The 20,706-nt window shown below is 63.1% G+C and carries 19 protein-coding genes and 1 pseudogene; 8 read left to right on the plus strand and 12 right to left on the minus strand.

Going from position 1 to position 20,706, the window contains the following annotated elements; translation table 11 throughout:
- Nucleotides 1–56: 56 nt before the first annotated feature.
- On the minus strand, nucleotides 57–1,391 hold the full coding sequence (locus HMPREF9710_RS16130; RefSeq protein WP_040775238.1) for an IS4 family transposase: 1,335 nt from the start codon (nucleotides 1,389–1,391) through the stop codon (nucleotides 57–59).
- Between the two features lie 794 nt (nucleotides 1,392–2,185).
- Nucleotides 2,186–2,428, minus strand: a complete 243-nt coding sequence (locus tag HMPREF9710_RS16135; protein WP_005668069.1) for a hypothetical protein — start codon at nucleotides 2,426–2,428, stop codon at nucleotides 2,186–2,188.
- Nucleotides 2,429–2,641: 213 nt separating this feature from the next.
- Here HMPREF9710_RS16135 and HMPREF9710_RS16145 point away from each other — a divergent pair.
- A protein-coding gene (locus HMPREF9710_RS16145; protein WP_229409843.1) for an IS3 family transposase occupies nucleotides 2,642–3,729 on the plus strand; the annotation gives its coding sequence in 2 pieces (ribosomal slippage) (nucleotides 2,642–2,894 and nucleotides 2,894–3,729; 1,089 coding nt in all).
- Between the two features lie 421 nt (nucleotides 3,730–4,150).
- Here HMPREF9710_RS16145 and HMPREF9710_RS16150 read toward each other — a convergent pair.
- The 6 genes and pseudogenes from HMPREF9710_RS16150 to ubiA all read right to left on the minus strand — a co-directional run bounded on the left by HMPREF9710_RS16150 (nucleotide 4,151) and on the right by ubiA (nucleotide 9,721).
- Nucleotides 4,151–5,182: pseudogene (locus tag HMPREF9710_RS16150) on the minus strand (IS5 family transposase).
- A gap of 330 nt (nucleotides 5,183–5,512) precedes the next feature.
- Complete coding sequence (locus HMPREF9710_RS16155; RefSeq protein WP_005668078.1) at nucleotides 5,513–7,765, minus strand: alpha-glucosidase; 2,253 nt, start codon at nucleotides 7,763–7,765, stop codon at nucleotides 5,513–5,515.
- 68 nt (nucleotides 7,766–7,833) lie between these two features.
- A complete protein-coding gene (locus HMPREF9710_RS16160) occupies nucleotides 7,834–8,133 on the minus strand; it encodes a hypothetical protein (RefSeq protein ID WP_005668080.1) in 300 nt (99 codons plus the stop codon).
- Nucleotides 8,120–8,500 carry a phage holin family protein gene (locus HMPREF9710_RS16165; RefSeq protein ID WP_005668082.1) on the minus strand — a complete coding sequence of 127 codons (381 nt, stop codon included), beginning with the start codon at nucleotides 8,498–8,500 and terminating at the stop codon, nucleotides 8,120–8,122. Before HMPREF9710_RS16165 ends, HMPREF9710_RS16160 begins: the two co-directional genes overlap by 14 nt.
- 1 nt (nucleotide 8,501) lies before the next feature.
- Nucleotides 8,502–8,822: an ElaB/YgaM/YqjD family protein gene (locus tag HMPREF9710_RS16170; protein WP_005668083.1), complete on the minus strand. Its 321-nt coding sequence runs from the start codon at nucleotides 8,820–8,822 to the stop codon at nucleotides 8,502–8,504.
- A 44-nt stretch (nucleotides 8,823–8,866) separates the two neighbouring features.
- Complete coding sequence (ubiA, locus tag HMPREF9710_RS16175; protein ID WP_005668084.1) at nucleotides 8,867–9,721, minus strand: 4-hydroxybenzoate octaprenyltransferase; 855 nt, start codon at nucleotides 9,719–9,721, stop codon at nucleotides 8,867–8,869.
- A gap of 309 nt (nucleotides 9,722–10,030) precedes the next feature.
- Between ubiA and HMPREF9710_RS16180 the strand changes: the two genes are divergently transcribed.
- The 3 genes from HMPREF9710_RS16180 (at nucleotide 10,031) to HMPREF9710_RS16190 (ending at nucleotide 14,028) form a co-directional block, all read left to right on the plus strand.
- Nucleotides 10,031–11,533, plus strand: coding sequence for a PhoX family protein (locus tag HMPREF9710_RS16180; protein WP_005668086.1), 1,503 nt, complete (start codon nucleotides 10,031–10,033; stop codon nucleotides 11,531–11,533).
- 28 nt (nucleotides 11,534–11,561) lie between these two features.
- A complete protein-coding gene (locus HMPREF9710_RS16185) occupies nucleotides 11,562–12,134 on the plus strand; it encodes a PEP-CTERM sorting domain-containing protein (protein ID WP_005668089.1) in 573 nt (190 codons plus the stop codon).
- A 223-nt stretch (nucleotides 12,135–12,357) separates the two neighbouring features.
- Nucleotides 12,358–14,028, plus strand: coding sequence for a mechanosensitive ion channel family protein (locus HMPREF9710_RS16190; protein WP_005668091.1), 1,671 nt, complete (start codon nucleotides 12,358–12,360; stop codon nucleotides 14,026–14,028).
- Here the strand turns inward: HMPREF9710_RS16190 and HMPREF9710_RS16195 are convergent.
- Nucleotides 14,006–14,947, minus strand: coding sequence for a LysR substrate-binding domain-containing protein (locus tag HMPREF9710_RS16195; protein ID WP_005668093.1), 942 nt, complete (start codon nucleotides 14,945–14,947; stop codon nucleotides 14,006–14,008). The genes HMPREF9710_RS16190 and HMPREF9710_RS16195 overlap by 23 nt on opposite strands.
- A gap of 328 nt (nucleotides 14,948–15,275) precedes the next feature.
- On the opposite strand from HMPREF9710_RS16195, the gene HMPREF9710_RS16200 reads away from it, so the two are divergent.
- The gene (locus tag HMPREF9710_RS16200; protein ID WP_005668095.1) at nucleotides 15,276–16,460 is read left to right on the plus strand and encodes a PilT/PilU family type 4a pilus ATPase; all 1,185 of its coding nucleotides are present in this window, start codon (nucleotides 15,276–15,278) and stop codon (nucleotides 16,458–16,460) included.
- Between the two features lie 21 nt (nucleotides 16,461–16,481).
- Entirely contained in the window at nucleotides 16,482–16,955 is a 474-nt protein-coding gene (locus tag HMPREF9710_RS16205) for an adenylyltransferase/cytidyltransferase family protein (RefSeq protein ID WP_005668097.1), read from the plus strand.
- Nucleotides 16,956–16,963: 8 nt separating this feature from the next.
- On the opposite strand, the gene HMPREF9710_RS16210 is transcribed toward HMPREF9710_RS16205, so the two are convergent.
- The 3 genes from HMPREF9710_RS16210 to HMPREF9710_RS16215 all read right to left on the minus strand — a co-directional run bounded on the left by HMPREF9710_RS16210 (nucleotide 16,964) and on the right by HMPREF9710_RS16215 (nucleotide 18,752).
- Nucleotides 16,964–17,329: a hypothetical protein gene (locus HMPREF9710_RS16210; protein ID WP_005668099.1), complete on the minus strand. Its 366-nt coding sequence runs from the start codon at nucleotides 17,327–17,329 to the stop codon at nucleotides 16,964–16,966.
- A 28-nt stretch (nucleotides 17,330–17,357) separates the two neighbouring features.
- Nucleotides 17,358–17,753, minus strand: coding sequence for an FAD-binding oxidoreductase (locus HMPREF9710_RS28410; RefSeq protein ID WP_371855234.1), 396 nt, complete (start codon nucleotides 17,751–17,753; stop codon nucleotides 17,358–17,360).
- 72 nt (nucleotides 17,754–17,825) lie between these two features.
- Nucleotides 17,826–18,752 carry an FAD-binding oxidoreductase gene (locus HMPREF9710_RS16215; protein ID WP_005668102.1) on the minus strand — a complete coding sequence of 309 codons (927 nt, stop codon included), beginning with the start codon at nucleotides 18,750–18,752 and terminating at the stop codon, nucleotides 17,826–17,828.
- 128 nt (nucleotides 18,753–18,880) lie between these two features.
- Here HMPREF9710_RS16215 and HMPREF9710_RS16220 point away from each other — a divergent pair, with 128 nt between their 5' ends.
- On the plus strand, nucleotides 18,881–20,053 hold the full coding sequence (locus HMPREF9710_RS16220) for an SGNH/GDSL hydrolase family protein (protein WP_005668104.1): 1,173 nt from the start codon (nucleotides 18,881–18,883) through the stop codon (nucleotides 20,051–20,053).
- Nucleotides 20,054–20,122: 69 nt separating this feature from the next.
- A complete protein-coding gene (locus HMPREF9710_RS16225) occupies nucleotides 20,123–20,620 on the plus strand; it encodes a cupin domain-containing protein (RefSeq protein WP_005668106.1) in 498 nt (165 codons plus the stop codon).
- Nucleotides 20,621–20,706: the final 86 nt, after the last annotated feature.

The following is a 20,706-nucleotide window of genomic DNA, read 5'->3' on the forward strand; positions in this document are numbered from 1 at the left end:
TTAGAACTAGATGTGTGACCGGACGGGTTAGGACGCACCTCGTTATACACAACTCGTCAGTCTCCAAGTTCGCGTAGTGCTTGAAGGGTGAGAGCTGAGGCGCGCACGTCGCGCAGCCCTTCCCAGAGGGTCTTGGCACCAGGTTCGCCATCACCTTTTCGGCCCAAGAAGCCGCCCGCGCGGGCGATCAAGCGTATTACTTCGTTTAACGCCGGGTTGGGCTGGGGGCGTAATTTGTTGAGCAAGTAGGCGCCGCGTATCTCATCGGGATCAAAGAACAAGTGGGCATCCAGGTTCGGGCAGGTACGGCCCATGCGTACCAGATAGGCAATGCGCCAGGCTACGACCAAGTACAGCGCCAGTGCGCGCTCGATGCGCTCGATCGTGCCCAGCTGAAGTTCCTCGACCTTGCAGCCGTTCTTGAGCACATTGAACAGCATTTCAATTTCCCAGCGGGCGCGATACCAGTCGATCAATTCGGCCACCTCGGCCGCGCTGGTGGCGACCCGGTTCGTCAGCAGGCGCCATTCGATCGGCTTGACGCCGGCCGGAGCGCCGTGTTCACGCGCCACGATGCATGTGGCGGTCACCACCTTGCCCTTGCCCGCGTTCAGTTCGACCCGGCGTGCCCACAGCTGCTGGCGCACGATGCGCGCCTTGGCGCCCGGCCGCGCGGCCAGCGCGAACTCGATTTCCCCCAGCGGCGCGCCTTCCGTGGCATGCGGCCACAGCTTCTCGCTGTTGGGCAAGCAGCGGTTGTGCGCGGCGCGCACCAGCCAGTCCACCGGGCAGTCGAGCTGCTGCGCCCGCGCCATCAAGGGCAGCATGTCCGCCTCGCGGTCGGCCACATACACCAAGCGCGTGGCGGGCAGGCGCGGTGCCAGTTCCGCCAGTCTTTCGTAGCCTTCGATCCAGCGCAGGCTTTCCTTGGGGCCGCCGCGCTGGCCGTTGGTGTCGCGCAGCGCGCGCGCCCACATCCACACGTCCAGGATCCCCAGCGGCTCGCGCGCCGTCGTCACCGCGTAGGTGGGGTGGACGTACATGCCGCGCTGCGCTTCATAGCTGAGCGGTCCGAGGCCGCGCGCCTGCTGTCCGTTAAAGTCCAGTTCGGTCGTGTCCTGCAGACACAGCACCACCGACTGCTCGGCCATTCGCCGTTCCGTTTGCTGCCAGTGCGGCTCCAGGATTGCCCGCCAGTCGACGCCGTCATTGTCGAAGAAGCGATACGCGGCCATCGTCTCACCCCAGCCGTTACAGGCCTTTGGCACGCTCGCCGTCGGTGCCCCCGCCATTGTTTCCATCAGTGTCCTCGCTCGCCGGTTCAGGCGCGCGTCGCCCAGGTCGAGTTGCTCAAACTCCGAATCGGTCCATCCCTTCGATTTGCTCGCCAATTGCGCCACGCAAAAGACGAGAGTAAACGCGATTTTGCAAAGGTTTACAAGGGCGCTGGCAAGTCATTGAAAGTAAACGGGATTTTCAGCCGGCGTGGTGAGGCTGGCGGACTTGTGTATAACGAGGTGGTTAGGACGACCGTGCCATATTGGCGCACTGTCATATGTTCAATAGCTTGCTTTCGGAACAGGTTTGTAGAGCCCGGCCCCTGGTACGTTGTCGGTGCAGGCGCAGCGGTTGAGGACTGCTCAGTGAGCAAATTTGCTTTGTGTTCGTCCGAATTGGCAACAGTTTCGCGCAAGGTAATCTCTTTGAACCGGCAGCTATTGGATAAAAAGCCAAATAAAAATACTATTATTCAGGAAAACTTCATTTAAAGAAATAACTGGGAAAACTTAATGGCCTTCCCTGCAACTGATTCTCAAAAGCTCCTGCAGCACAGATGGAAGATATTTTTATATCTAGATTAAGACTAAAATTAAGAATTAGTGATCTAACTTCAAATAGATGTTCAACTAGATTCAAAGAATAGAGCGCTCGAAACAAGTTCCGGGCGCTCTTATTTTACCTCTTCTTGCGCGAACTAACAGTGAATACAGCCATCATCGCAATGAAAAATATTACAGATGAAACGACTACCGAGGCTGGCTCCCCACCGGCTGTGTTTACTAATGAATAGATCCACGGGAACAGGAGTGCGAAGATCACAGTTGCACCTAGAGCCATCAGTATTTTCTTAGTCATATGGACTCCATTCTTGTAACGCGAATTAATTGTATTTAACCAATCGCCGTTAGGGCTTATTCTTTCTGAGAATTGCCTCCATGTCATTTTCAATTTTGAGGCCTCCGGCAATGGCTCCGCCCACCAAGCCGCCAAAGAAGCCTGCTGCCATACCTTGGGGACCGGCAAGTGCGCCGCCCATGGTGCCCGCAATGGCGCCACCGATAGCTCCAGCAGACATACCATCGAAGTCCCATGAGATGCTCAGACCACCATTGACTTCATTGATTTCATTCATCGTAAGTTCATGCATTGAATTCTCCTTAGGTTAAGCCGCAGCACTTGCTATCGGTAAGAAATTCTAGCACGGGTGAATTCATACAAATCTCTCCAAATATATTCTAAACGATATTTTACGGGCTACCGTGCGTCAATACGCGCGCGCCGCTCGTCATTACATTCGGTAATCCCCCCGCAAAAAGAGCGTGTTTAGAAGTAGAATTTTCTACTTAACAGAAAGCTCTACATGAAGACGTCCCGCTTTACCGACAGCCAGATCATCGCCATCCTCAAGCAAGCCGAAGCTGGCAGCCCTGTCCCGGAACTATGCCGCGAGCACGGCATCAGCAACGCCACGTTCTACAAATGGCGCGCCAAGTACGGCGGCATGGATGCGTCGCTGATGGCACGCATGAAGGAGCTCGAAGACGAGAATCGGCGCTTGAAGAAAATGTATGCCGAGGAACGTCTGAAGGCCGAGATTGTGGCCGAGGCGCTGACAAAAAAGTGGTAGCGCCATCTCAGCGGCGAGAGATGGCGCAGTGGGCCGTGGCACAGCGGTCAGCCACGATTAACCTGGCTTGCCGAGCGTTTGGCATCAGCCAGACCTGCTACCGCTACAAGGCGAAGCTGGACGAAGAGAACAACGTCATCGCCGACTGGCTGGTGCGGCTGACGAACAACCAGCGCAACTGGGGCTTCGGGCTGTGCTTCCTGTACCTGCGCAACGTTAAGGGATTCAAGTGGAACCATAAGAGGGTCTACAGGATCTACCGCGAACTCGAGCTGAACCTGCGGATCAAGCCGCGCCATCGTCTGGTGCGCGAGAAGCCACTGCCATTGGCCGTGCCGACCGCAATCAACCAAAGCTGGTCGATGGACTTCATGCATGACCAGCTTGCCGACGGCCGCAGCATCCGCCTATTCAACGTCATCGATGACTTCAATCGTGAAGGCTTGGGAATCGAGGTCGACTTCTCGCTGCCATCCGAACGCGTTATCAGATCATTGGACCGGATCATCGAATGGCGCGGCAAACCGGAGGCGATCCGCTGCGACAACGGCCCCGAATATATCAGCGCCATGACGTTGGCTTGGGCCGCCAGGCACGGCATCCGCATCGATTTCATCCAGCCAGGCCAGCCTCAGCAAAACGCCTACGTCGAGCGATACAACAGGACCGTGCGCTACGATTGGCTAGCGCACAACCTCTTTGAAACGCTCGACCAAATCCAGGAATTTGCCACCCGCTGGCTGTGGACCTACAATCACGACCGGCCCAATATGGCGCTCGGCGGCATCACACCAAAACAGAAACTTTCCCTTGCCGCTTAACCTCTACTTTTAGCGCGCTCTAAAAATGGGGGGATTACCATTCCACCCCGCCAGCCCGAAATGCGCGTCGTCTTCAGTGAAACCGAATTCGCCACCCGCCCCCCACCCCATCATCGAGCAATGCTCAATCCCAACCACAGCCCAGAGTATTCAACCGAGAAGAACTTCATTAGTGCGCTATCTATTTCTCCCTTTATTATGTAAGTGTTGGTTTCAAGTTCCGCGTTATATTGATGCGCGAGACTTCGTAATCGCGGAGTGCCCATTAATTAAGGCCACCTCGAATAACCCGCTTTCGATGTGAGCGACGCAACGCGAGGCGTGATTCTGCCTTTCAGCAAAGCCCAACAGCGTTATTTGCGAAGTGTCCAGCACCTTGGGTCCGGGCAGGTTTGGCAGCCGAAGGCTGCCGAACTGCTGTTTAGAACGGCGCCAGGCCGCGTTCTTTCAAAAAGACGAGACGCTTGAGGTTGTAACTGGCGGCCTTCAGTTGCAAAACGAACGTGGTGCGCACGATTCCCAGACAGCGCACCAGTTTGCCGCCCATCTGGGCCAGGGCGCCAAACACATGCTCGACACGGGCGCGCGGCGTGGCGATCGCGCGGTTGCTCCGTTTCTGTGTCTCGGAAATGCCCTTGGTCGCATGACCGCACCGCTGAATATGCACCCGCCAGCTGGCTTGCTTCAAGCTGGCTTAGAGTTCAATGCTGGGACATCCCCGATCGGCATAGACATCCCGGCTCGTGTTGCTCAGGTCGAGCAACTCCTCGAAGACGGTGGTGTCGGCCACGGCAGCATGTGTGATGGCGATCTTGCGGATCAGCTTGCAACGCTTGTCGACGCTGGCATGCAGTTTGTAGCCGAAGTGGTTCTTGCCATGCTTTTTGGTCCACTTCGCATCGACATCCTTCTGAGCGCGCTTATGCGGTTTCCAGCTCAGCGGCATCATGCCCTCCTTGACCGTCTCGGCTTCTTCCCGCTTGTTGCGCTGGACCGGGGCTTGCACGAGCGATGCGTCGACGATCTGTCCGCAACGCGCCAGGTAGCCCTGCGACAGCAGCTGTTGCTGGACCTGCTCGAATACCTGATTTCCTACGCCAGCCTGGGCCAGACGATCACGGAACAGCCAGATTGTCTTGGCGTCGGGAATGCTGCTGCTCTCGGTCAAATCCAGGAAACGCAGGAAGCTGCAGCGATCCAGCAACTGGTACTCCAGCGCATCGTCGGCCAGGTTGTAGAGCTGTTGCAGCACCAGGATCTTGATCATCAAGACCGCCGGGTATGGCGGACGGCCCCCATTGGCGCGCGAAGGACGCGGTGCAGCGACATCGATGCGCTCCGCCAGCGCCTCGAAATCCACGTGCTCGGCCAAGCTCACCAACGGATCCCCCAGCTTTCCACGCCGGTCCTCACGCTCCTGCTCGGCAAACAGACTGATCTGGGATTTCATCATGACGGCACTCGCTGGCTTGGTTCGATGTCAGGATTTTACTCAGCCGCGCGTATCTCGGCCGAGGTTTTTCGAGGTGGCCTTAAGGCTAGTGTTGGCTGTAACCTACGCCTAAAACGGTGCTACCAATTTGCTCGCCCAGCGAACTATTTGTCCGCCAGACCCATTGCAGTAATAGCCTACAGAGCTGAGCTAAGTTTTCGCCTGTCTTATCAATCTATAAAATGTCCGCATTTGGCCGATAGCAGACCTTCGATATGGCTGAGTGTATTCGGAGGTCGCTCTTATGGCAACCTCAGGAAACTGACGGGTGTCTCGAGTAGTTAAGGACGCTTAATAGAATCCTTCTAATCTCAACGCCGTAACCAGGCGCGCGCCCGCAGCAGAACCGGCCTTGTAGAACACCGCCGGCTTGCCAAAGGGCGCCGCCACCTCGGTCCAGGCACCCGAGCCGGCGTCAAAAGGCCTGCCGGTCCAGAGGTCAATCCAGGTCCCGGCCGGCAGATAAAGCCGCACCGCTTGCGCGCCACGCGTCACCACCGGCGCCACCATGAAATCCGACCCGAGCATGTACTGGTAGCGCAGCGCGTAGGTATTCTGGTCAGATGGAAACTCCAGAAAAGGATGCCGCACCAGCGGCGCACCGCTGTCCGCCGCCTGCTGCATCAACCCCTGCCGATAAAACCCCAGCGCCCGAAAAATCTTGCTCATGCGCGCAAAGTGAGCCAGCGTCTCGGCATCGCTATCCACCTGCCAGCTAATGGCCGGGTTCAGGCCCTCGTGGGTGCGCAGCACGCCCGTGAACGCATTGAGCTCGACCCAACGCATCCATAATTCCTTGTTCCTCGCGATGACGGGCACTTGCCGGCCGAGCACCGTCAAGCCGAAGGCGTTGTAGCCGCCAGTATCGCTGTGCAGCAGGCTGTATCCCGAGACGCCGCCCGACAGCATGCCGACGATCGCGGTGCGGATGCCGTCGTAGCCGTCCCATGTCTGCAGCTGGTCGCCGAGCCAGAACAGGGTGCCCTGACCGGGACTGCGGGTGAAACCGGAACGGTGAAAGGCGATGACGTCGCCTTCGCGTCCAGCCTCCATCATCGCCTCGCGGTTCACAGCCGCCCATTCCTCGGGATAGCGGTTATGCCAGGCGGCGGGATCGTTACCGTCCGCCAGCACCGCATCGAACGGCAGCGCCTCGCCGAAATCGGCCATCCAGCCGGAAGCGCGGGTGTGGCCGAGGAGCTCGTTCTTGATGACGTTCTTGATCCAGGTGCGCGCCTCAGGGTTGCTGAGGTCGACCAGCGCGGCATCAAAGTTAGTGTTGCGGATCAGGTAGGGCGTGCCGTCCTGGCGTTTCACGAGATAGCCGGCCTGGCGTGCCTGCTGGTACAGGCTGTCGTGGCCGGCCTCGGTGCTGAGAAAAGGATTGATGTAGACCAGCATGCGGGCGCCGAGGCGCGCGAGCCGGTCGACCAGCGCATCCCAGCGCGGGTAGTAGCTTTCATCCAGCTCCCAGTTCCACCACAGCTGCTTGCCGGCGTTCGTAATGCGCACGCCCGACCAATCCTGGATCCACAGTCCCGCGAGCGGAATGCCGGCGCGTTCGAAGGTATCGAGCTTTTTATTGGCCTCATCGGTGCCGCCCTGCACCGAGACGATGGCGCCGCGCCCGACCCAGTCCGGCAGCGGCGGCATGCGGCCGGTATAGGCCGTGTACTCGCGGATCAGCTCGAGCGGCGTGCGGCCATACAGGATGCGGCCCGTCAGCGCGCTTGTGAACAGCTTGATTTCCACCCGCTCGGGATGCTGGAAATCGAAGATGCTGTACTCGGTATTTTCGAGGAATAGCGAATTGAGCTTGCTGCTGAGGTAATGCGGCGCTGGGGCGCCGGTAGACACCTCGCTGCCGCCACCGCCGCCTTCGAGCAGGTCGAACAGCTGGGTGAAGCCGGGCAGGCCACGGCCGACGCCGTGTTCCTGCACCAGCACCGGGATGGTCTTGCCCTTCTGGTCGAACCACGTCAGTTGCTGGCCCAGGCCGAAGTAACGTTCATCAGCGCTCGAGGCGTGGCGCAAGTAGCTGCGGTTCAGCTGCGCGGCCTGGGGGCCTTCAAGTTGCAGGCGAAAGCGCAGCTGGTTGCCGCCGGCCACGTCGAACGCCAGGCGGTAGGCCACGTCGCAGCCCGGACCGCGCAAGCGACCACGCACGACCAGCGTGTCGGTCGCGTTGTCGATCGCATCGATGCTCTGGGCAAGGCACTGCGCCAGCAGCTTGTCGTCGATGCGGTAGGAGCCGTCGGGCGTGCCGAACTGGCGGATGTCGGCCTGGCCCTGCGCGGCGCCGAGGAAGGCGCGGCCGGGCACGCTGGCCCACAGGATGCGCGCCGGCTCGGCCGCATGGCCGATGCGCAAGCCGTTATTGGCGAAGGACAGGGAAAAGGCGCCGACGCGATAGGCGCCGTCGACGCGCGAAGCGAGCGCGTCGGGTGACTGCGCCTGCATGGCCGCCGCCGAGAGCGGCAACAGGAAGTTCAGTGCCAGCAGGAAGGCCAGCGCCCGGACTGGCCGCAGGATTCGTGTGCGCATGATGCCTCCAACCGTGGTCGCTCGTCCGGTTGGACAGCGGCCCGGTTGGCGCGTTCACGCGCACCGGATCAGTGGATCTCGAACTTTCTCCAGCCCAGCACCGGCAATATCTTCTGCGCCAGCTTGTAGGCGGACAGGGCGCCGGTCACCGCGCCGACCACCCACTTCGGCTTGGTGATCAGGAAGCCCAGTCCCAGGCCGGCGGCGGCCAGGACGGCGGTCTTGTGCTGCGCCACGTAGCCGGGGGCGCCGCCCAGTTCGGCCGGATGGCGCAGCAGCGCCACGTCGTGCGCCATCAGCGCGCGCTGTTCGGCGCACTGGGCGGCGAGCAAGCGGCGGCGCGCCGCCAGGGTTTCATTGCTGCTCATCGATCGGCTCTCCTTTGACGGCTTGCGCATCCTTGCGCAGTTCGGCCAGCGTGGCGGCCATGAGCGGCGGACGCGTCACCAGGTCGCCGCGCACCTTGAAGAAGGCGAGCAGGCTGCCCAGAGCGAACAGCCCCGTCATGACGCCGATCGCCAGCAGGCGATGGGTGTCCCAGAACAGGACCAGCACGAACAGGATCGCCAGCAACACCGCGACCACCGCGAAAAAGGCGGCCGCGACGCCCCAGGCCAGATAGCCGATCAGCCGGTGCGTCTCTTCCTGCAGCTCGATGGCTGCCAGTTCCAACCTGGTCCGCACCATGGCGAGCAGGTTGGATCCTATCCTTCCGACGGTCGCGGAGATCGTCATGTTATTTACGCGCGATCAGCATGCCGATCACGACGCCGACGGCGGCGCCCAGGCCGACCGACTTCCACGGATTGTCCTTGACGTACTCGTCGGTGGCCTTGGCGGCGACCTTGGTGCGCTCGACCACGGTTTCTTCGGCGTGGATCAGGCTGGTCTTGGCGGAGGCCAGGGTCTGCTCGAACTTGACCTTGGCGGCCTTCAGCTCTTCGCCGGTCAGCTGGCCGCCATTGCGCAGCCACGATTCGGCATCGTGGATCACGGTCTTCAGGTCGCTGACCAGTTGGTCGCGGGTGCCGGTCTGGGTCGGGATTTTTTCGATCATCTTGGGCCTCTTGTGTGTGGTGGGTGAATGCCTTTTGGACAATATTAACCTAATGCATAGTCGAGCGCGACACCAATGAACAGTGCGGCGCCCAGCCAGTTGTTGTGGCGGAACGCCTTGAAGCACTTCATGCGGTCGCGATCGCGGATCAGGGTGTAGTGGTAAAGCGCGATGCAGCCCGCCACCGCCACCCCGCCCACGAACCACCAGCGCAGGCCCAGCGACCAGCCGCACAGCAGCAGGATCGCCAGCGAGGCGCCGTAGCACAGCATGATCGCAGCCACGTCGAAGCGTCCGAAAGTGATGGCCGAGGTGCGCATGCCGAGCTTGAGGTCGTCGTCGCGGTCGACCATGGCGTAGGCAGTGTCGTAGGCCACGGCCCAGAACACATTGGCTACCAGCAGCCACCAGGCCACGGCCGGCACCTGGTCCTGCACGGCGGCGAAGGCCATCGGGATGCCGAAGCCGAAGGCGATGCCGAGATAGGCCTGGGGAATCGCGAAGAAGCGCTTGAAATAGGGATAGGTGCCGGCCACCACCACCGCCACCACCGACAGCTGCTTGGTCAGCGCATTGAGCGGCAGGATCAAGAGGAAGGACACGATGGCCAGCACCGCCGCCACCATCACCGCTTCCTTGCCGCTGATCTTGCCGCTGGTGAGCGGGCGGTCGACCGTGCGCTTGACGTGGCGGTCGAAGTCGCGGTCGGCATAGTCGTTAATGGCGCAGCCGGCGGAGCGCATCAGCGCCGTGCCGACGACGAAGATCGCCAGCACCTGCAGGTCCGGCACGCCGCCGGACGCCATCCACAGCGCCCACAGGGTAGGCCACAGCAGCAGGAGGATGCCGATCGGCTTGTCGGCCCGGACCAGGCGGAAGTAGAGCGCCAGCTTGTTCATGGTGAATCGCGTCTTGACAGGCAAGAATTGTTGAGCAGAAGACAGCGATTCTAGCCTGTTTATCCGTGCGCGCCCATTCTGTCCCCGTCCATACGGGCGCCATCCCTCGTGCATGACAACGCGATGTATTCAATGCGTGGCGAATACATGATTGTTGTCTTTTTGTCGTCATGAATGTGACATTTTTGTTTGTTTTAATGCATCGGTCCTGCCGGGGGTGGCGGGACAGGACGGGCCCGATGCGTGGGCGCGGCCAACGACACCAGACGCCGGACCACCGGCTCGATTCCTACTCTTTGGAGCATCTCGATGAACGAACACGATATGTCGCCTTCGCGGCGCAACTTGCTCAAGGGCATGGCCGGCGCCTCCGCGCTGCCTTTCGTCGGCGCCTTCGCCGCGCTGCACGCGCGCGAAGCCCTGGCCGCCAATGGCGCGACCGCCCTGGTCGACAGCCCCTATGGCCCGATCGCCCCGGTCAACGACCTCTCCACCGGCCTACCGCTGCTGCAACTGCCGCCGGGCTTCAGCTACAAGAGTTATGGCTGGCGCGGCGACACCATGAGCGACGGCCGTCCATGCCCGGGCGGCCACGACGGCATGGGCGTGATCGTCACGCGCAAGGTCGGTCGCAATACGGAACAAGTGTTGGTGCGCAATCATGAAATCAGCGGCAGTGCCGCTGTCAATTTCATCAACGCCTATGGCCTGTATGACACCGGTAACGTCAGCGGCAGTTCGGGCAACCGTTCCTGCGGCGGCACCACCAACCTGGTGTTCCGCGACGGCGACTGGATCAGCATGACCCCGAGCCTGGGCGGCACCCAGCAGAACTGCGCCGGCGGCATCACTCCCTGGGGCACCTGGCTGACCTGCGAAGAGGTCGGTTCGGACACGGTCAGCGCCGGCGGCAAGAAACACGGCTACGTGTTCGAGGTGACGGCCGATCCGCAACAGGTCAGCGGCCAGCCGATCGTCAACATGGGCCGCTTCGCGCATGAAGCCGCCGCCGTCGACCCGAGCAACTGCAATGTCTACCTGACCGAGGATTCCTCGGGCAAGTCGGGCTTCTACCGCTACATCCCGGATGTGAAGACCGGCGCGCCCGGCTCGCTGGCCATGGGCGGCGTGCTCGAGATGGCCAAGGTAAAGGGCCGCAACAACGTCAACCTGGCGGTGGCCTCGGTCGACGACACGTATGAGCTGGAGTGGGTGCCGATCGCCAATCCGGACGCCAACCGCGGCAGCGGCGTCGGCCCGGGCGGCGAGACCATCAACAACGCCGCCGGCCCCTTCGTGCAGGGCTGGATGAAAGGCGCGCTGCGCATGAACCGCGGCGAAGGCATCTGGTACGCCCAGGGCAAGATGTACGTGATGGACACCTCGGGTGGCCACATCAACCGCGGCGCGATCTGGGAACTCGACCTGGCGCGCCAGACCCTGAAGTGCATCTATTCGAGCCCGAGCCAGCTGGTGGGCAATATGGGCGACAACCTGACGGTCAGCCCGCGCAACGCGATCCTGATCTGCGAAGACGCGTCGAGCGCCATCACCGACCATTTCGGCTACGGCCAGCGCCTGATGGGCCTGACGGGCGCGGGCGATGCCTACATCTTCGCCAAGAACAACATCAACCTGACGGCGGCCCAGTTGCAGGGCGCCGGCAAGCTGACTTCGCTCGCCGGCGACGGGCGCGGCAACGAATTCGCCGGCGCCTGCTTCGACCCGACCGGCCGCTACCTGTTCGTGAACATCCAGACCCCGGGCGTGACCTTCGCGATCTCGGGCCCGTGGGCCAAGGGCCCGCTGTAACCGTCACTTTTTATAAAGGAAAACGAACATGAGCATGCACAAATTCGTCGCCGCCTCCGCCATCGCCCTGGGCGCGCTGGCCTTTTCGCACTCCGCCAGCGCCGTCGTCCTGACCGGCAGCAGCGGCGCCAATCTCGTGACCGACTACAGCGAAGCCGGCGTCGTGTCGTTCGACCTCGACCTGCGCGACTTCAGCACGACTACCCTGAACTTCGTGCTGGAAGAAGCCGACCTGGCCGGGCCGCTGAGCTTCAGCGCCATCGTCCGCAACCTGGTGGGTCTGTCGATGTACCAGTTCAACTTCGGCCTGCAGGGCATCGGCTACGCAAGCGCGGGCAGCGTGTCCTCGTTCTCCGGCGCCGCGGCCAGCTACTCGGGCAATAACGCCGTCATCAAGTTCGCCAACGGCGAGACGGCCGACGTCCTGTTCGGCAATCCGACCCTGTTGGACGGCCGCAGCGACTGGCTGCTCGACACCAGCGGCCTGTCGGCCGGCGACACCTTCTCGATCGTGGCGCAGGTGCCGGAACCGTCGACGGTGGCCATGGTGCTGCCGCTGCTGGCCGGCCTGCTGCTGGCGCGCCGCCGCAAGCGCGATTGAAAACCGATAGCGTAGACGCGCAAGTGTGCGAAGAACGGGTATTTGCCGCCCATTGGACGGGATTGGCAGTGAAATGAACGTAGAAGCAGGGCAATAGTGCGAGGGACAGACTCGACCGGATGCTAGACTTGCTTGAAAGCGGACATAGGGTGTCCGCTTTCATTTTCAGCCTTGTTTTTGTTCCGCATCAGCCAGATGCCCAGTCAGAGGAGTCGACTTGCTTATGCGTGCTTCGTTCAGTTTCCTGTTCCTGTTGTTGATCGCCCTGGCGGCGCCACTGTCATCGACCGCCTTCGCCGCCGGCCAGGCCGAAGAAGCGCCGCCCGCCGAGGAAGTCATTCCCGATCCGCTCAAGCGCGAGACGCCGCGCTCGATGGTCTCGGGCCTGATTTCTGCCCTGGCCGAGCCCGATTACGATCGCGCCGCCCAGTACCTCGACATGCCGGCCGGCAGTAACCGCCAGCGCACCAACGCCATTACCCAGGCGCGCAACTTCCATGCGCTTCTGGACAACGGCGGTTCGCTGTCGCCGTTCGTCGCGCTGTCGAACGAGGCGATCGGCAAGATCGACGACGATTTGCCGGCCGAGCAGGAAAACGTCGGCGTCCTGACCATCCAGGACAGGAAGGTGCCGATCCTGCTGACTCGCGGCCAGGACGGCGACCACCAGGTCTGGCGCGTGTCGCGCGAGACGATCGACCAGGTCACGCAGGCGGCGCGCCAGGAGCCGGTGGTGCAGGCGCCCGACAAGAATGAACTCGTCGTCGCCGGCGCGCCGCTGAAGGACTGGGCGATGCTGGTCGGACTCGGGGTGCTGCTCTTTGGCGGACTGTGGATGGTGGCGGCCCTGATCGTCGCCGCCATACGCAGGTTGGTACCCGACGCGGGCGCCAACGGCCTGGTGCGCTTCATGGAGGCGGCGCTGCCGCCGGCCAGCCTGCTGATCGCGGTTGCCCTGTTCTACAACTGGGCCGAAGAACTGCCGGTGTCGATCGTCGCGCGCACGACGCTGCTGCGTTATACCGACATCGTCTCGGTCATCGCCCTGGTGTGGTTCGGCCTGCGGCTGATCGATGCGGTCGCCGAGCTGGCCACCGCGCGCATGCAGCGCAGCCAGCGGCGCCAGGTGGTGGCGGTCATCACGCTGGCGCGCCGCGCCGCCAAGATCCTGCTGCTGGCATTCTCGGCCGTCGCCATCCTCGGCACCTTCGGCATCGACGTCACGACCGGTATCGCGGCGCTGGGTATCGGCGGTATCGCGCTGGCGCTGGGCGCCCAGAAGACGGTGGAAAACCTGGTCGGCAGCGTCACCGTGATCGCCGACAAGCCGCTGCAGGTGGGCGACTTCGTCAAGGTGGGCGACGTGGTCGGCACCGTGGAAGACGTGGGCATCCGCTCGACCCGCATCCGCACCGGCGAGCGCACCGTCGTCACGATTCCCAACGGCGACCTGTCGGCGCGCCAGATCGAGAACTTCGCGGCGCGCGACCGCTTCCTGTTCAACCCGACCATCGCGGTGCCGCTCGGCACTCCGTCGGCCAAGCTGAAGGAGGCGATCACCATCGTCCAGCAGGTGCTGACGGAAGAGAAGAACATGGCCGAGGGCCATCGCGCGCGGCTGGGCAGCATCAACGACCGGGCCTTCAACATCGATGTCTGGTCGTACATCAACGTGAGCGAGTTCGACACCCAGGTCATCATCCGCGAGACGCTGCTACTGAAGATCCACGAGCGGCTGGAAGCGGCCGGCATCCCCTTCGCCTTCCCGACCCAGAAGATCGTGTTTTCGCGGGAGCAGGCCGGCGCCCGGGAACAGCCGGGTGGTCCTGGCGAGGGGGGAGAGGATGCAGGCCTGGTGACGCTGGATAAGACTATGCCGCAGCCTCGAGCGTGACCATGTCCACGCCCGGCAGGTGGCATTCGCCCACCGCGCGCACGACGGCATCGATCGCGGCGCGGCGGGTGAAGCTCTTGCGCCAGGCGATCACCACGCGGCGCGACGGCGCCGGCGGCAGGAAGGGCACGTAGGTCAGCAGGCCGTTCGGGTCCTGCAGGTCGATCACCGAGGCGCGCGGCAGCACGGTCAGGCCGATGCCGCTGGCGACCATGTGGCGGATCGTCTCGAGCGACGAGCCTTCGAAGGTGCGCTGCATGCCGTTGCCGGGCGCCGAGAAGCGCGCCATTTCCGGGCACGCTTCGAGCACCTGGTCGCGGAAGCAGTGGCCGGCGCCCAGCAGCAGCATGGTTTCGCTCTTGAGGTCTTCGGCCGAGATTTCCTTGCGGCCGGCCCATGGGTGGCTCTTCGGCATGGCCACGATGAACGGCTCGTCGTACAGCGGCTGCACCGACATGCCGTGGTCGGGCAGCGGCAGCGCCATGATGGCGGCGTCCAGCTCGCCCTGGCGCAGCAGCTCCAGCAGTTTATGCGTGTAGTTCTCTTGCAGCACCAGCGGCATCTGCGGCACGGTGTCGATCAGGTTCTTCACCAGCGGCGGCAGCAGGTAGGGCCCGATGGTGTAGATCACGCCCAGGCGCAGCGGGCCGGCCAGCGGATCCTTGTTCTGCTTGGCCAGCTCCTTGATGGCGGCGGTCTGCTCCAGCACCCGCTCGGCCTGGGCCACGATCTGGGCGCCCAGCGGCGTCACGGAAACTTCGGAGCCGCCGCGCTCGAACAGGGTCACGCCCAGCTCGTCCTCGAGTTTCTTGATGGCGACGGACAGGGTGGGTTGGGCCACGAAACAGGCTTCGGCGGCATGGCCGAAGTGTTTGGCGCGCGCAACGGCGACAATGTATTTCAGCTCGGTCAGTGTCATGTTTTATGTGTTCCGGGTAGCGCACCCCGGCCGGCGCCGGGACGGCGGGCCGGGGCGGCACACCCGTTTTAGCCATGAAATAATAGTTTAACGAGAATCATAGTCGATATAATTGCCCGGCAGGCGAGGGAAGCACGGATTTGTTCTGGCGGATGGGATTGGCAACGGAAAAAGCGGCCGGCAAGGCCTCGCCGGCCGCGCGCAAACCACAGCCATACCGGTGGTATGGCGAGGATTTGCAACGCAGCAGGGCGTTTTTTCCGTGCCAAGACCGCCGCCAAGAATAAATCCGTGCTTCCCTAGTCACTGCAATTTTTGAAAGGCCCGCATGTCTTCGACGTTCGGCCCGGCGGAAGCCCAGGCCTATATCCACAAGCTCTTGACGGTGATGCATCACCAGGGCGGCTCCGACCTCTTCATCTCGGCTGACTTTCCTCCAAGCATTAAACACCAGGGGGCGATGAAGGCGCTCAGCCAGCAGCGCCTGACCGGCGAAGTCACGCGCGCGCTGGCGCTGTCGATCATGAACGAGCGCCAGCGCGCCGAGTTCGAGGCCGAGATGGAGTGCAATTTCGCGATCTCGCTGCCGGGCGTCTGCCGCTTCCGCGTCAACGTCTACGTGCAGCAGCAGAGCGTGGGCATGGTGGTGCGCACCATCGCCTCCGAGATCCCCAACTTCGACAAGCTCGACCTGCCCGAGGTGCTCAAGGACGTGGTGATGACCAAGCGCGGCCTGGTGCTGGTCGTCGGCGGCACCGGTTCCGGCAAGTCGACCACGCTGGCGGCGATGATCGACTACCGCAACAGCAACTCGGCCGGCCACATCATCACGGTGGAAGACCCGGTGGAGTACGTCCATAAGAACAAGGGGTGCCTGGTGACGCACCGCGAAGTGGGCGTCGACACGCTGTCGTGGCACCACGCGCTGAAGAACACGCTGCGCCAGGCGCCGGACGTGATCCTGATCGGCGAGATCCGCGACACCGAGACCATGGAGCACGCGATCGCCTTCGCCGAGACCGGCCACCTGTGCCTGGGCACCCTGCACGCCAATAACGCCAACCAGACGATGGACCGGATCATCAACTTCTTCCCGGAGGAGCGGCGCAACCAGCTGTTGATGGATTTGTCGTCGAACCTGCGCGCCATCGTCTCGCAGCGCCTGGTGCGTACCGAGGATGGAAAAGGCCGGAAGGCGGCCATCGAGATCCTGCTGAACACGCCGACCATCGGCGAGATGATCCTCAAGGGAAACTTCCAGAACATCAAGGAGATCATGCACAAGTCGCGCGAACTGGGCATGTGTACCTTCGACCAGGCCTTGTTCGAGCTGTATAACAAGGGCCTGATCGGCTACGACGAGGCGATCCGCAATGCCGACTCGGCCAACGGACTGCGCCTGCAGATCAAGCTGTCGGGCGAACGGCGCGAGCCGGGCGCCGCCGCCGCGCGGCCGGCCGAGCTGTCGATGGCGATCGAGGAAGAACCAGACGACGAACCGCCCAAACCCTGATATCCGTTTTATTTCTACTTTATGCCTGCATTCGAAAACAAGATCTGCACGCGCGCCGAGCTGGCCGCGCGTATCGCCGCATTGCCGAAACCGGTCGTGCTGACCAACGGCGTGTTCGACATCCTGCACCGCGGCCACGTGACCTATCTGGCGCAGGCGCGCGAGCTGGGAGGCTCGCTGGTGGTAGCGGCGAACACCGACGCCTCGGTCAAGCGCCTGGGCAAGGGCGACGACCGTCCGCACAACACCCTGGCCGACCGCATGGCGGTGCTGGCGGCGCTGGAATCGGTGAGCCTGGTGGTCGAGTTCGACGAGGACACGGCCCTGGAGGTGGTGCAGGAGGGTCGGCCCGACATCTACGCCAAGGGCGGCGATTACGTGATGGACCAGATCCCGGAAGGCAAGGCCGTGCTGGCCTATGGCGGCCGGGCGGTGGCGATCGACTTCGAGCACGACCGCTCGACCACCAAGCTGGTGGCGCGGATACGCGGCTGACCGTCGCTTCAGCCTGCCGCGCTAGGCAGGCGGTCGTATTGCACCACGCCGCCCGCCGACTGCGTGAACACCAGGTCGCATCCGGCGAAGACTTCCGCGCTCACGCCATCGTGGACCGAGTCGTAGAGCCATGCGGCCATCGCGGCGTTCGTCGCCTGCATCTCGATTTCCCGGGCGGGCTTGCCCGCCTGCAGCGCATCGACCAGTTCCTGGACGAAGAAGGGGATGGCGCCCGCGGTCCATTCGGCCCCACGTTCGCGCGCCTCGGCTGCGCGCGGCTGCGCCATCGCCATCAGCGCGGCGGCGTCGACCTGCGTTTCCATGGCCAGGGAAGGTTCGGATTGGTCATCGGTCGTGAAGACACGTATCAGCATGGTGTGGGCTTTCGTTTCATTGGTTGGATCAACCCGTATGGTACGCGTCCCACAGCTTGTTGCGGAACCTGTACGCCGGGTCGACCCTGCGCTTGAGCGCGAAGAAGCGTTCGGCATCCGGATAGGCGGCGTGGAATTGCGCCACGGTCGCATGGATCTGGTAGGGGAGGTAGTAAGAACCACCCAGCGCAGTCGCGGCGTCGACCAGTTCGCGGGTCCAGGCGCGCACCGCGTCGCGGTCGCGCGGCGCGGTCTGCTGGCGGTAGTACAGCACGAAGGCGAACACGTCGCTGCGAGCCCAGGCCAGCAGGGTGCCGGGGTCCTTGCGCGCATGGCGGATCGAAACGTTGATGACGTTCACCTGGTGCTGGCGCAGGATGGCGCGCAGCCGCTCGGCGAAGCGTTCCATCGCCGCTACCGGCACGAAATACTCTTGCAGCGCGTACGCGGTCCCGGCGCCGGCCAGCGGCGCGAGCGAATGGATGTCGAGGCCGGCCTAGTGGTTGCGCCACTCGACCGAATCCGTGGAATAGAGCAGCGGCTCGAGGACGCGCCGGCGCAGCTCCTTGCCCCAGTGCGAAGCCGAGATCACTTCCTGCAGCCGGCGCTCGATGCGGTAGTCGCCGCCGATGGCGGTGAGGCGGTTCGGTAGCGTCACCGTGCGGCGGGTGCGCTCGAAGGTCACCGCGCGCACCAGCGTGTAATCGTCGGGGTACAGGGTGGCGTTGTGCATCACGGCATCTGGATTGGTGCCGATACGGGCCGTGAAGAATTGCCGGTAGTCCGAGAGCGGCATCACGCGCGAGCGTCGCTCGAGAGCTGCATTGTCGGCCAGGCGCAGCGCCGCTTCGACGATCACGCCGATGCCGCCGTAGCCGCCGATCGCGCCGTAAAAGAGCTCGCTGTTGCGGGTGGGGCTGGCGGCAATGACCGCGCCGTCGGCCAGCACCAGCCGGATCGCTTCCACGCTCGACACCAGCGGGCCTTGCCCGACGTAGCGGCCGTGGGCATTGACGCCGAGCGAGCCGCCCACGGTGAAATCGGCATACGACTGCATCACCTGCAGCGCCAGGTCGTGCGGGTCGATGATGGCCTGGATGCGGCGCCAGGTGATGCCCGGCTGGACCGTGATGCTGCGCTCGGCGGGCACGAAGCGGACTACCTGGTCGAAGCCGCGCATGTCGAGGTGCAGCGAACGGTCGGCGGCGATCTGGCCGCCCATGCTGTAGCGGGCGCCGCCGATCGAGACCGGACCGGCGTACGCGCGCAGCGCGGCCACGATCTCGTCCACCGTGCGCGGAACGAGGATGCGCTCGACCTCCACCGGGTTCAGCTGCGTCGCGTCGTTGACGACCGGCTGGCGGGCAAGCGCGGGCAGGCCGAGCGAGGCGAGGGCGAGCGCCAGGCGGCGGCGGGAGGGCATCGGCGATCTCGGCACGCGGCGATCTCCAGGGCAGGCAATGGATGAGCAAACTACGCATCGGCGACGCCGGTGTCAACGGCTGGGGTCCTTATAATGAGCGCTGCATAAATACTCCAAGGAATACCGCGATGACGCTGCCTTTCCATTCACCGATCACGTCCGACCTGGTCCATGGCGCCGTCGAACTCGAGCGCACGGAAGCGGGCCTGCTGCCGCACCGCCTGCCCGCATGGGCACGCGCCCAGTGCCAGGATCCGCAACTGGCGATGGTGGAAGCGCAGCCTTCCGGCGTGCGCGTCGCGCTGCGCACCGCGGCGACGATCGTGGAACTGATTGTCTTGCCGACCAAGCGCCGCTACGGCGCCATGGCGCCGCGTCCGGACGGCATCTATGACTTGCTCGTCGACGGCCACCTGGCGCAGCAGGCCAGCGCGCCGGGCGGCAAGATCATGGACATCGACGTGCTGTCCGGTGCGGCGAAGATGCTGCCGGGCGAACCGCAGCGGCTGCGCTTTGCCGGCCTGCCGCCAGGCGACAAAACGATCGAAATCTGGCTGCCGCATGACGAGACGACCGAGCTGGTGGCGCTGGATGCGGATGCGCCGGTCGCGCCGCTGGCGGCGTCCGGCAAGCGCCGCTGGCTGCACCATGGCAGCTCCATCAGCCAGGGCTCGAACGCGACCAACCCGACCGGCATCTGGCCGGCCGTGGCCGCGCGGCTGGCCGGTGTCGACCTGCTCAATCTTGGCCTGGGCGGCAGCGCATTGCTGGACCCGTTCACGGCGCGCACGATCCGCGACTTGCCGGCCGACGTGATCAGCCTCAAGCTGGGGATCAACCTCGTCAACACGGACGCGATGCGGCTGCGCGCCTTCGGGCCGGCCGTGCACGGCTTTCTCGATACGATCAGGGAAGGGCATCCAACGACGCCGCTGCTGGTGGTCTCGCCGACCTGGTGCCCGATCCATGAGACGACGCCAGGGCCGACCATGTTCGATGGCAAGGCGCTGGAAAAAGGCACGTTGCTGTTCCGGGCGATGGGCAACGACGCCGAGCGCCGGCAGGGCAAGCTGACCCTGGGCGTGATTCGCGAGCAGTTGCAGAAGATTGTCCAGCAGCGGGCGCCGGCCGATGCGAATATCCATTACCTCGACGGCAGGGAGCTTTACGGCCTGGAGGACAATGTACGTTATCCTCTGCCCGACGAGCTGCATCCCGAGGCGGAAGCGCATCGCCTGATCGGCGAACGCTTTTGCGCGCTGGCGTTTCGTGCCGGGGCTTTTTGCGGGGGCGTGGCCTGAGTTTGATTTTTCCCTGCGTTGGCATATACCCTTTCGAGAAACGCTTATCTCTTGACCTGCGAGACGCCCATGACGCTTGAAACCAGTTCAGACAATCTGATCTCTCTGCTGTCGCTCATGCCGCATCCGGAAGGAGGCCATTTCAAGGAGACATACCGAAGTCAACACCGCGTGAACAGGGAAGGGGACGCGGTCAGCCGTTCTGCCTCGACGGCGATCTACTACCTTCTTCGCGGAAGGGAAAGGTCAACCTGGCATCGGATCCGGTCGGACGAGATGTGGCATTTTTATGACGGTGTGCCGATTCGGATCTATGTCCTGGAGCCAGGTGGAGGGCTCAGCGTTCTCAGGCTCGGCAATCCTTTGCGGCATAAGGGCGCGCAGTTCCAGGCGCTGGTTCCGGCCGGGCGCTGGTTCGCGGCGGAATGCGAGGAGCCCGAGGGCTACAGCCTGGTGGGTTGTACGGTAGCCCCGGGCTTCGAGTTCGAAGAATTCGAGATCGGGGATGAAAGCTTACTCAAGCAGGATTGGCCCGAGCATGCGGAGTTGATCGCACGCTTGAGGTAATCTTGTGGCCGACGACGCATGAATAATCCGGCACCATTACATGGAATCCAGCGCATGAATAGCGAGTTCATCACTTCTGTGCCATG

This window comes from Massilia timonae CCUG 45783, assembly GCF_000315425.1.
Classification (GTDB): Bacteria; Pseudomonadota; Gammaproteobacteria; order Burkholderiales; family Burkholderiaceae_D; genus Telluria; species Telluria timonae.

Bases quoted from the DNA above. Each gene is read 5' to 3' on its own strand.
- HMPREF9710_RS16225 (WP_005668106.1), top strand. From the start codon at position 20,123: ATGACGCTTGAAACCAGTTCAGACAATCTGATCTCTCTGCTGTCGCTC.
- HMPREF9710_RS16165 (WP_005668082.1), bottom strand. From the start codon at position 8,500: ATGACGATCTCCGCGACCGTCGGAAGGATAGGATCCAACCTGCTCGCC.
- HMPREF9710_RS16210 (WP_005668099.1), bottom strand. From the start codon at position 17,329: ATGCTGATACGTGTCTTCACGACCGATGACCAATCCGAACCTTCCCTG.
- HMPREF9710_RS16185 (WP_005668089.1), top strand. From the start codon at position 11,562: ATGAGCATGCACAAATTCGTCGCCGCCTCCGCCATCGCCCTGGGCGCG.
- HMPREF9710_RS16155 (WP_005668078.1), bottom strand. From the start codon at position 7,765: ATGCGCACACGAATCCTGCGGCCAGTCCGGGCGCTGGCCTTCCTGCTG.
- HMPREF9710_RS16190 (WP_005668091.1), top strand. From the start codon at position 12,358: ATGCGTGCTTCGTTCAGTTTCCTGTTCCTGTTGTTGATCGCCCTGGCG.
- HMPREF9710_RS16200 (WP_005668095.1), top strand. From the start codon at position 15,276: ATGTCTTCGACGTTCGGCCCGGCGGAAGCCCAGGCCTATATCCACAAG.
- HMPREF9710_RS16160 (WP_005668080.1), bottom strand. From the start codon at position 8,133: ATGAGCAGCAATGAAACCCTGGCGGCGCGCCGCCGCTTGCTCGCCGCC.
- HMPREF9710_RS16170 (WP_005668083.1), bottom strand. From the start codon at position 8,822: ATGATCGAAAAAATCCCGACCCAGACCGGCACCCGCGACCAACTGGTC.
- HMPREF9710_RS16220 (WP_005668104.1), top strand. From the start codon at position 18,881: ATGACGCTGCCTTTCCATTCACCGATCACGTCCGACCTGGTCCATGGC.
- HMPREF9710_RS16195 (WP_005668093.1), bottom strand. From the start codon at position 14,947: ATGACACTGACCGAGCTGAAATACATTGTCGCCGTTGCGCGCGCCAAA.
- HMPREF9710_RS16135 (WP_005668069.1), bottom strand. From the start codon at position 2,428: ATGCATGAACTTACGATGAATGAAATCAATGAAGTCAATGGTGGTCTG.
- HMPREF9710_RS16215 (WP_005668102.1), bottom strand. From the start codon at position 18,752: ATGCCCTCCCGCCGCCGCCTGGCGCTCGCCCTCGCCTCGCTCGGCCTG.
- ubiA (WP_005668084.1), bottom strand. From the start codon at position 9,721: ATGAACAAGCTGGCGCTCTACTTCCGCCTGGTCCGGGCCGACAAGCCG.
- HMPREF9710_RS16205 (WP_005668097.1), top strand. From the start codon at position 16,482: ATGCCTGCATTCGAAAACAAGATCTGCACGCGCGCCGAGCTGGCCGCG.
- HMPREF9710_RS16180 (WP_005668086.1), top strand. From the start codon at position 10,031: ATGAACGAACACGATATGTCGCCTTCGCGGCGCAACTTGCTCAAGGGC.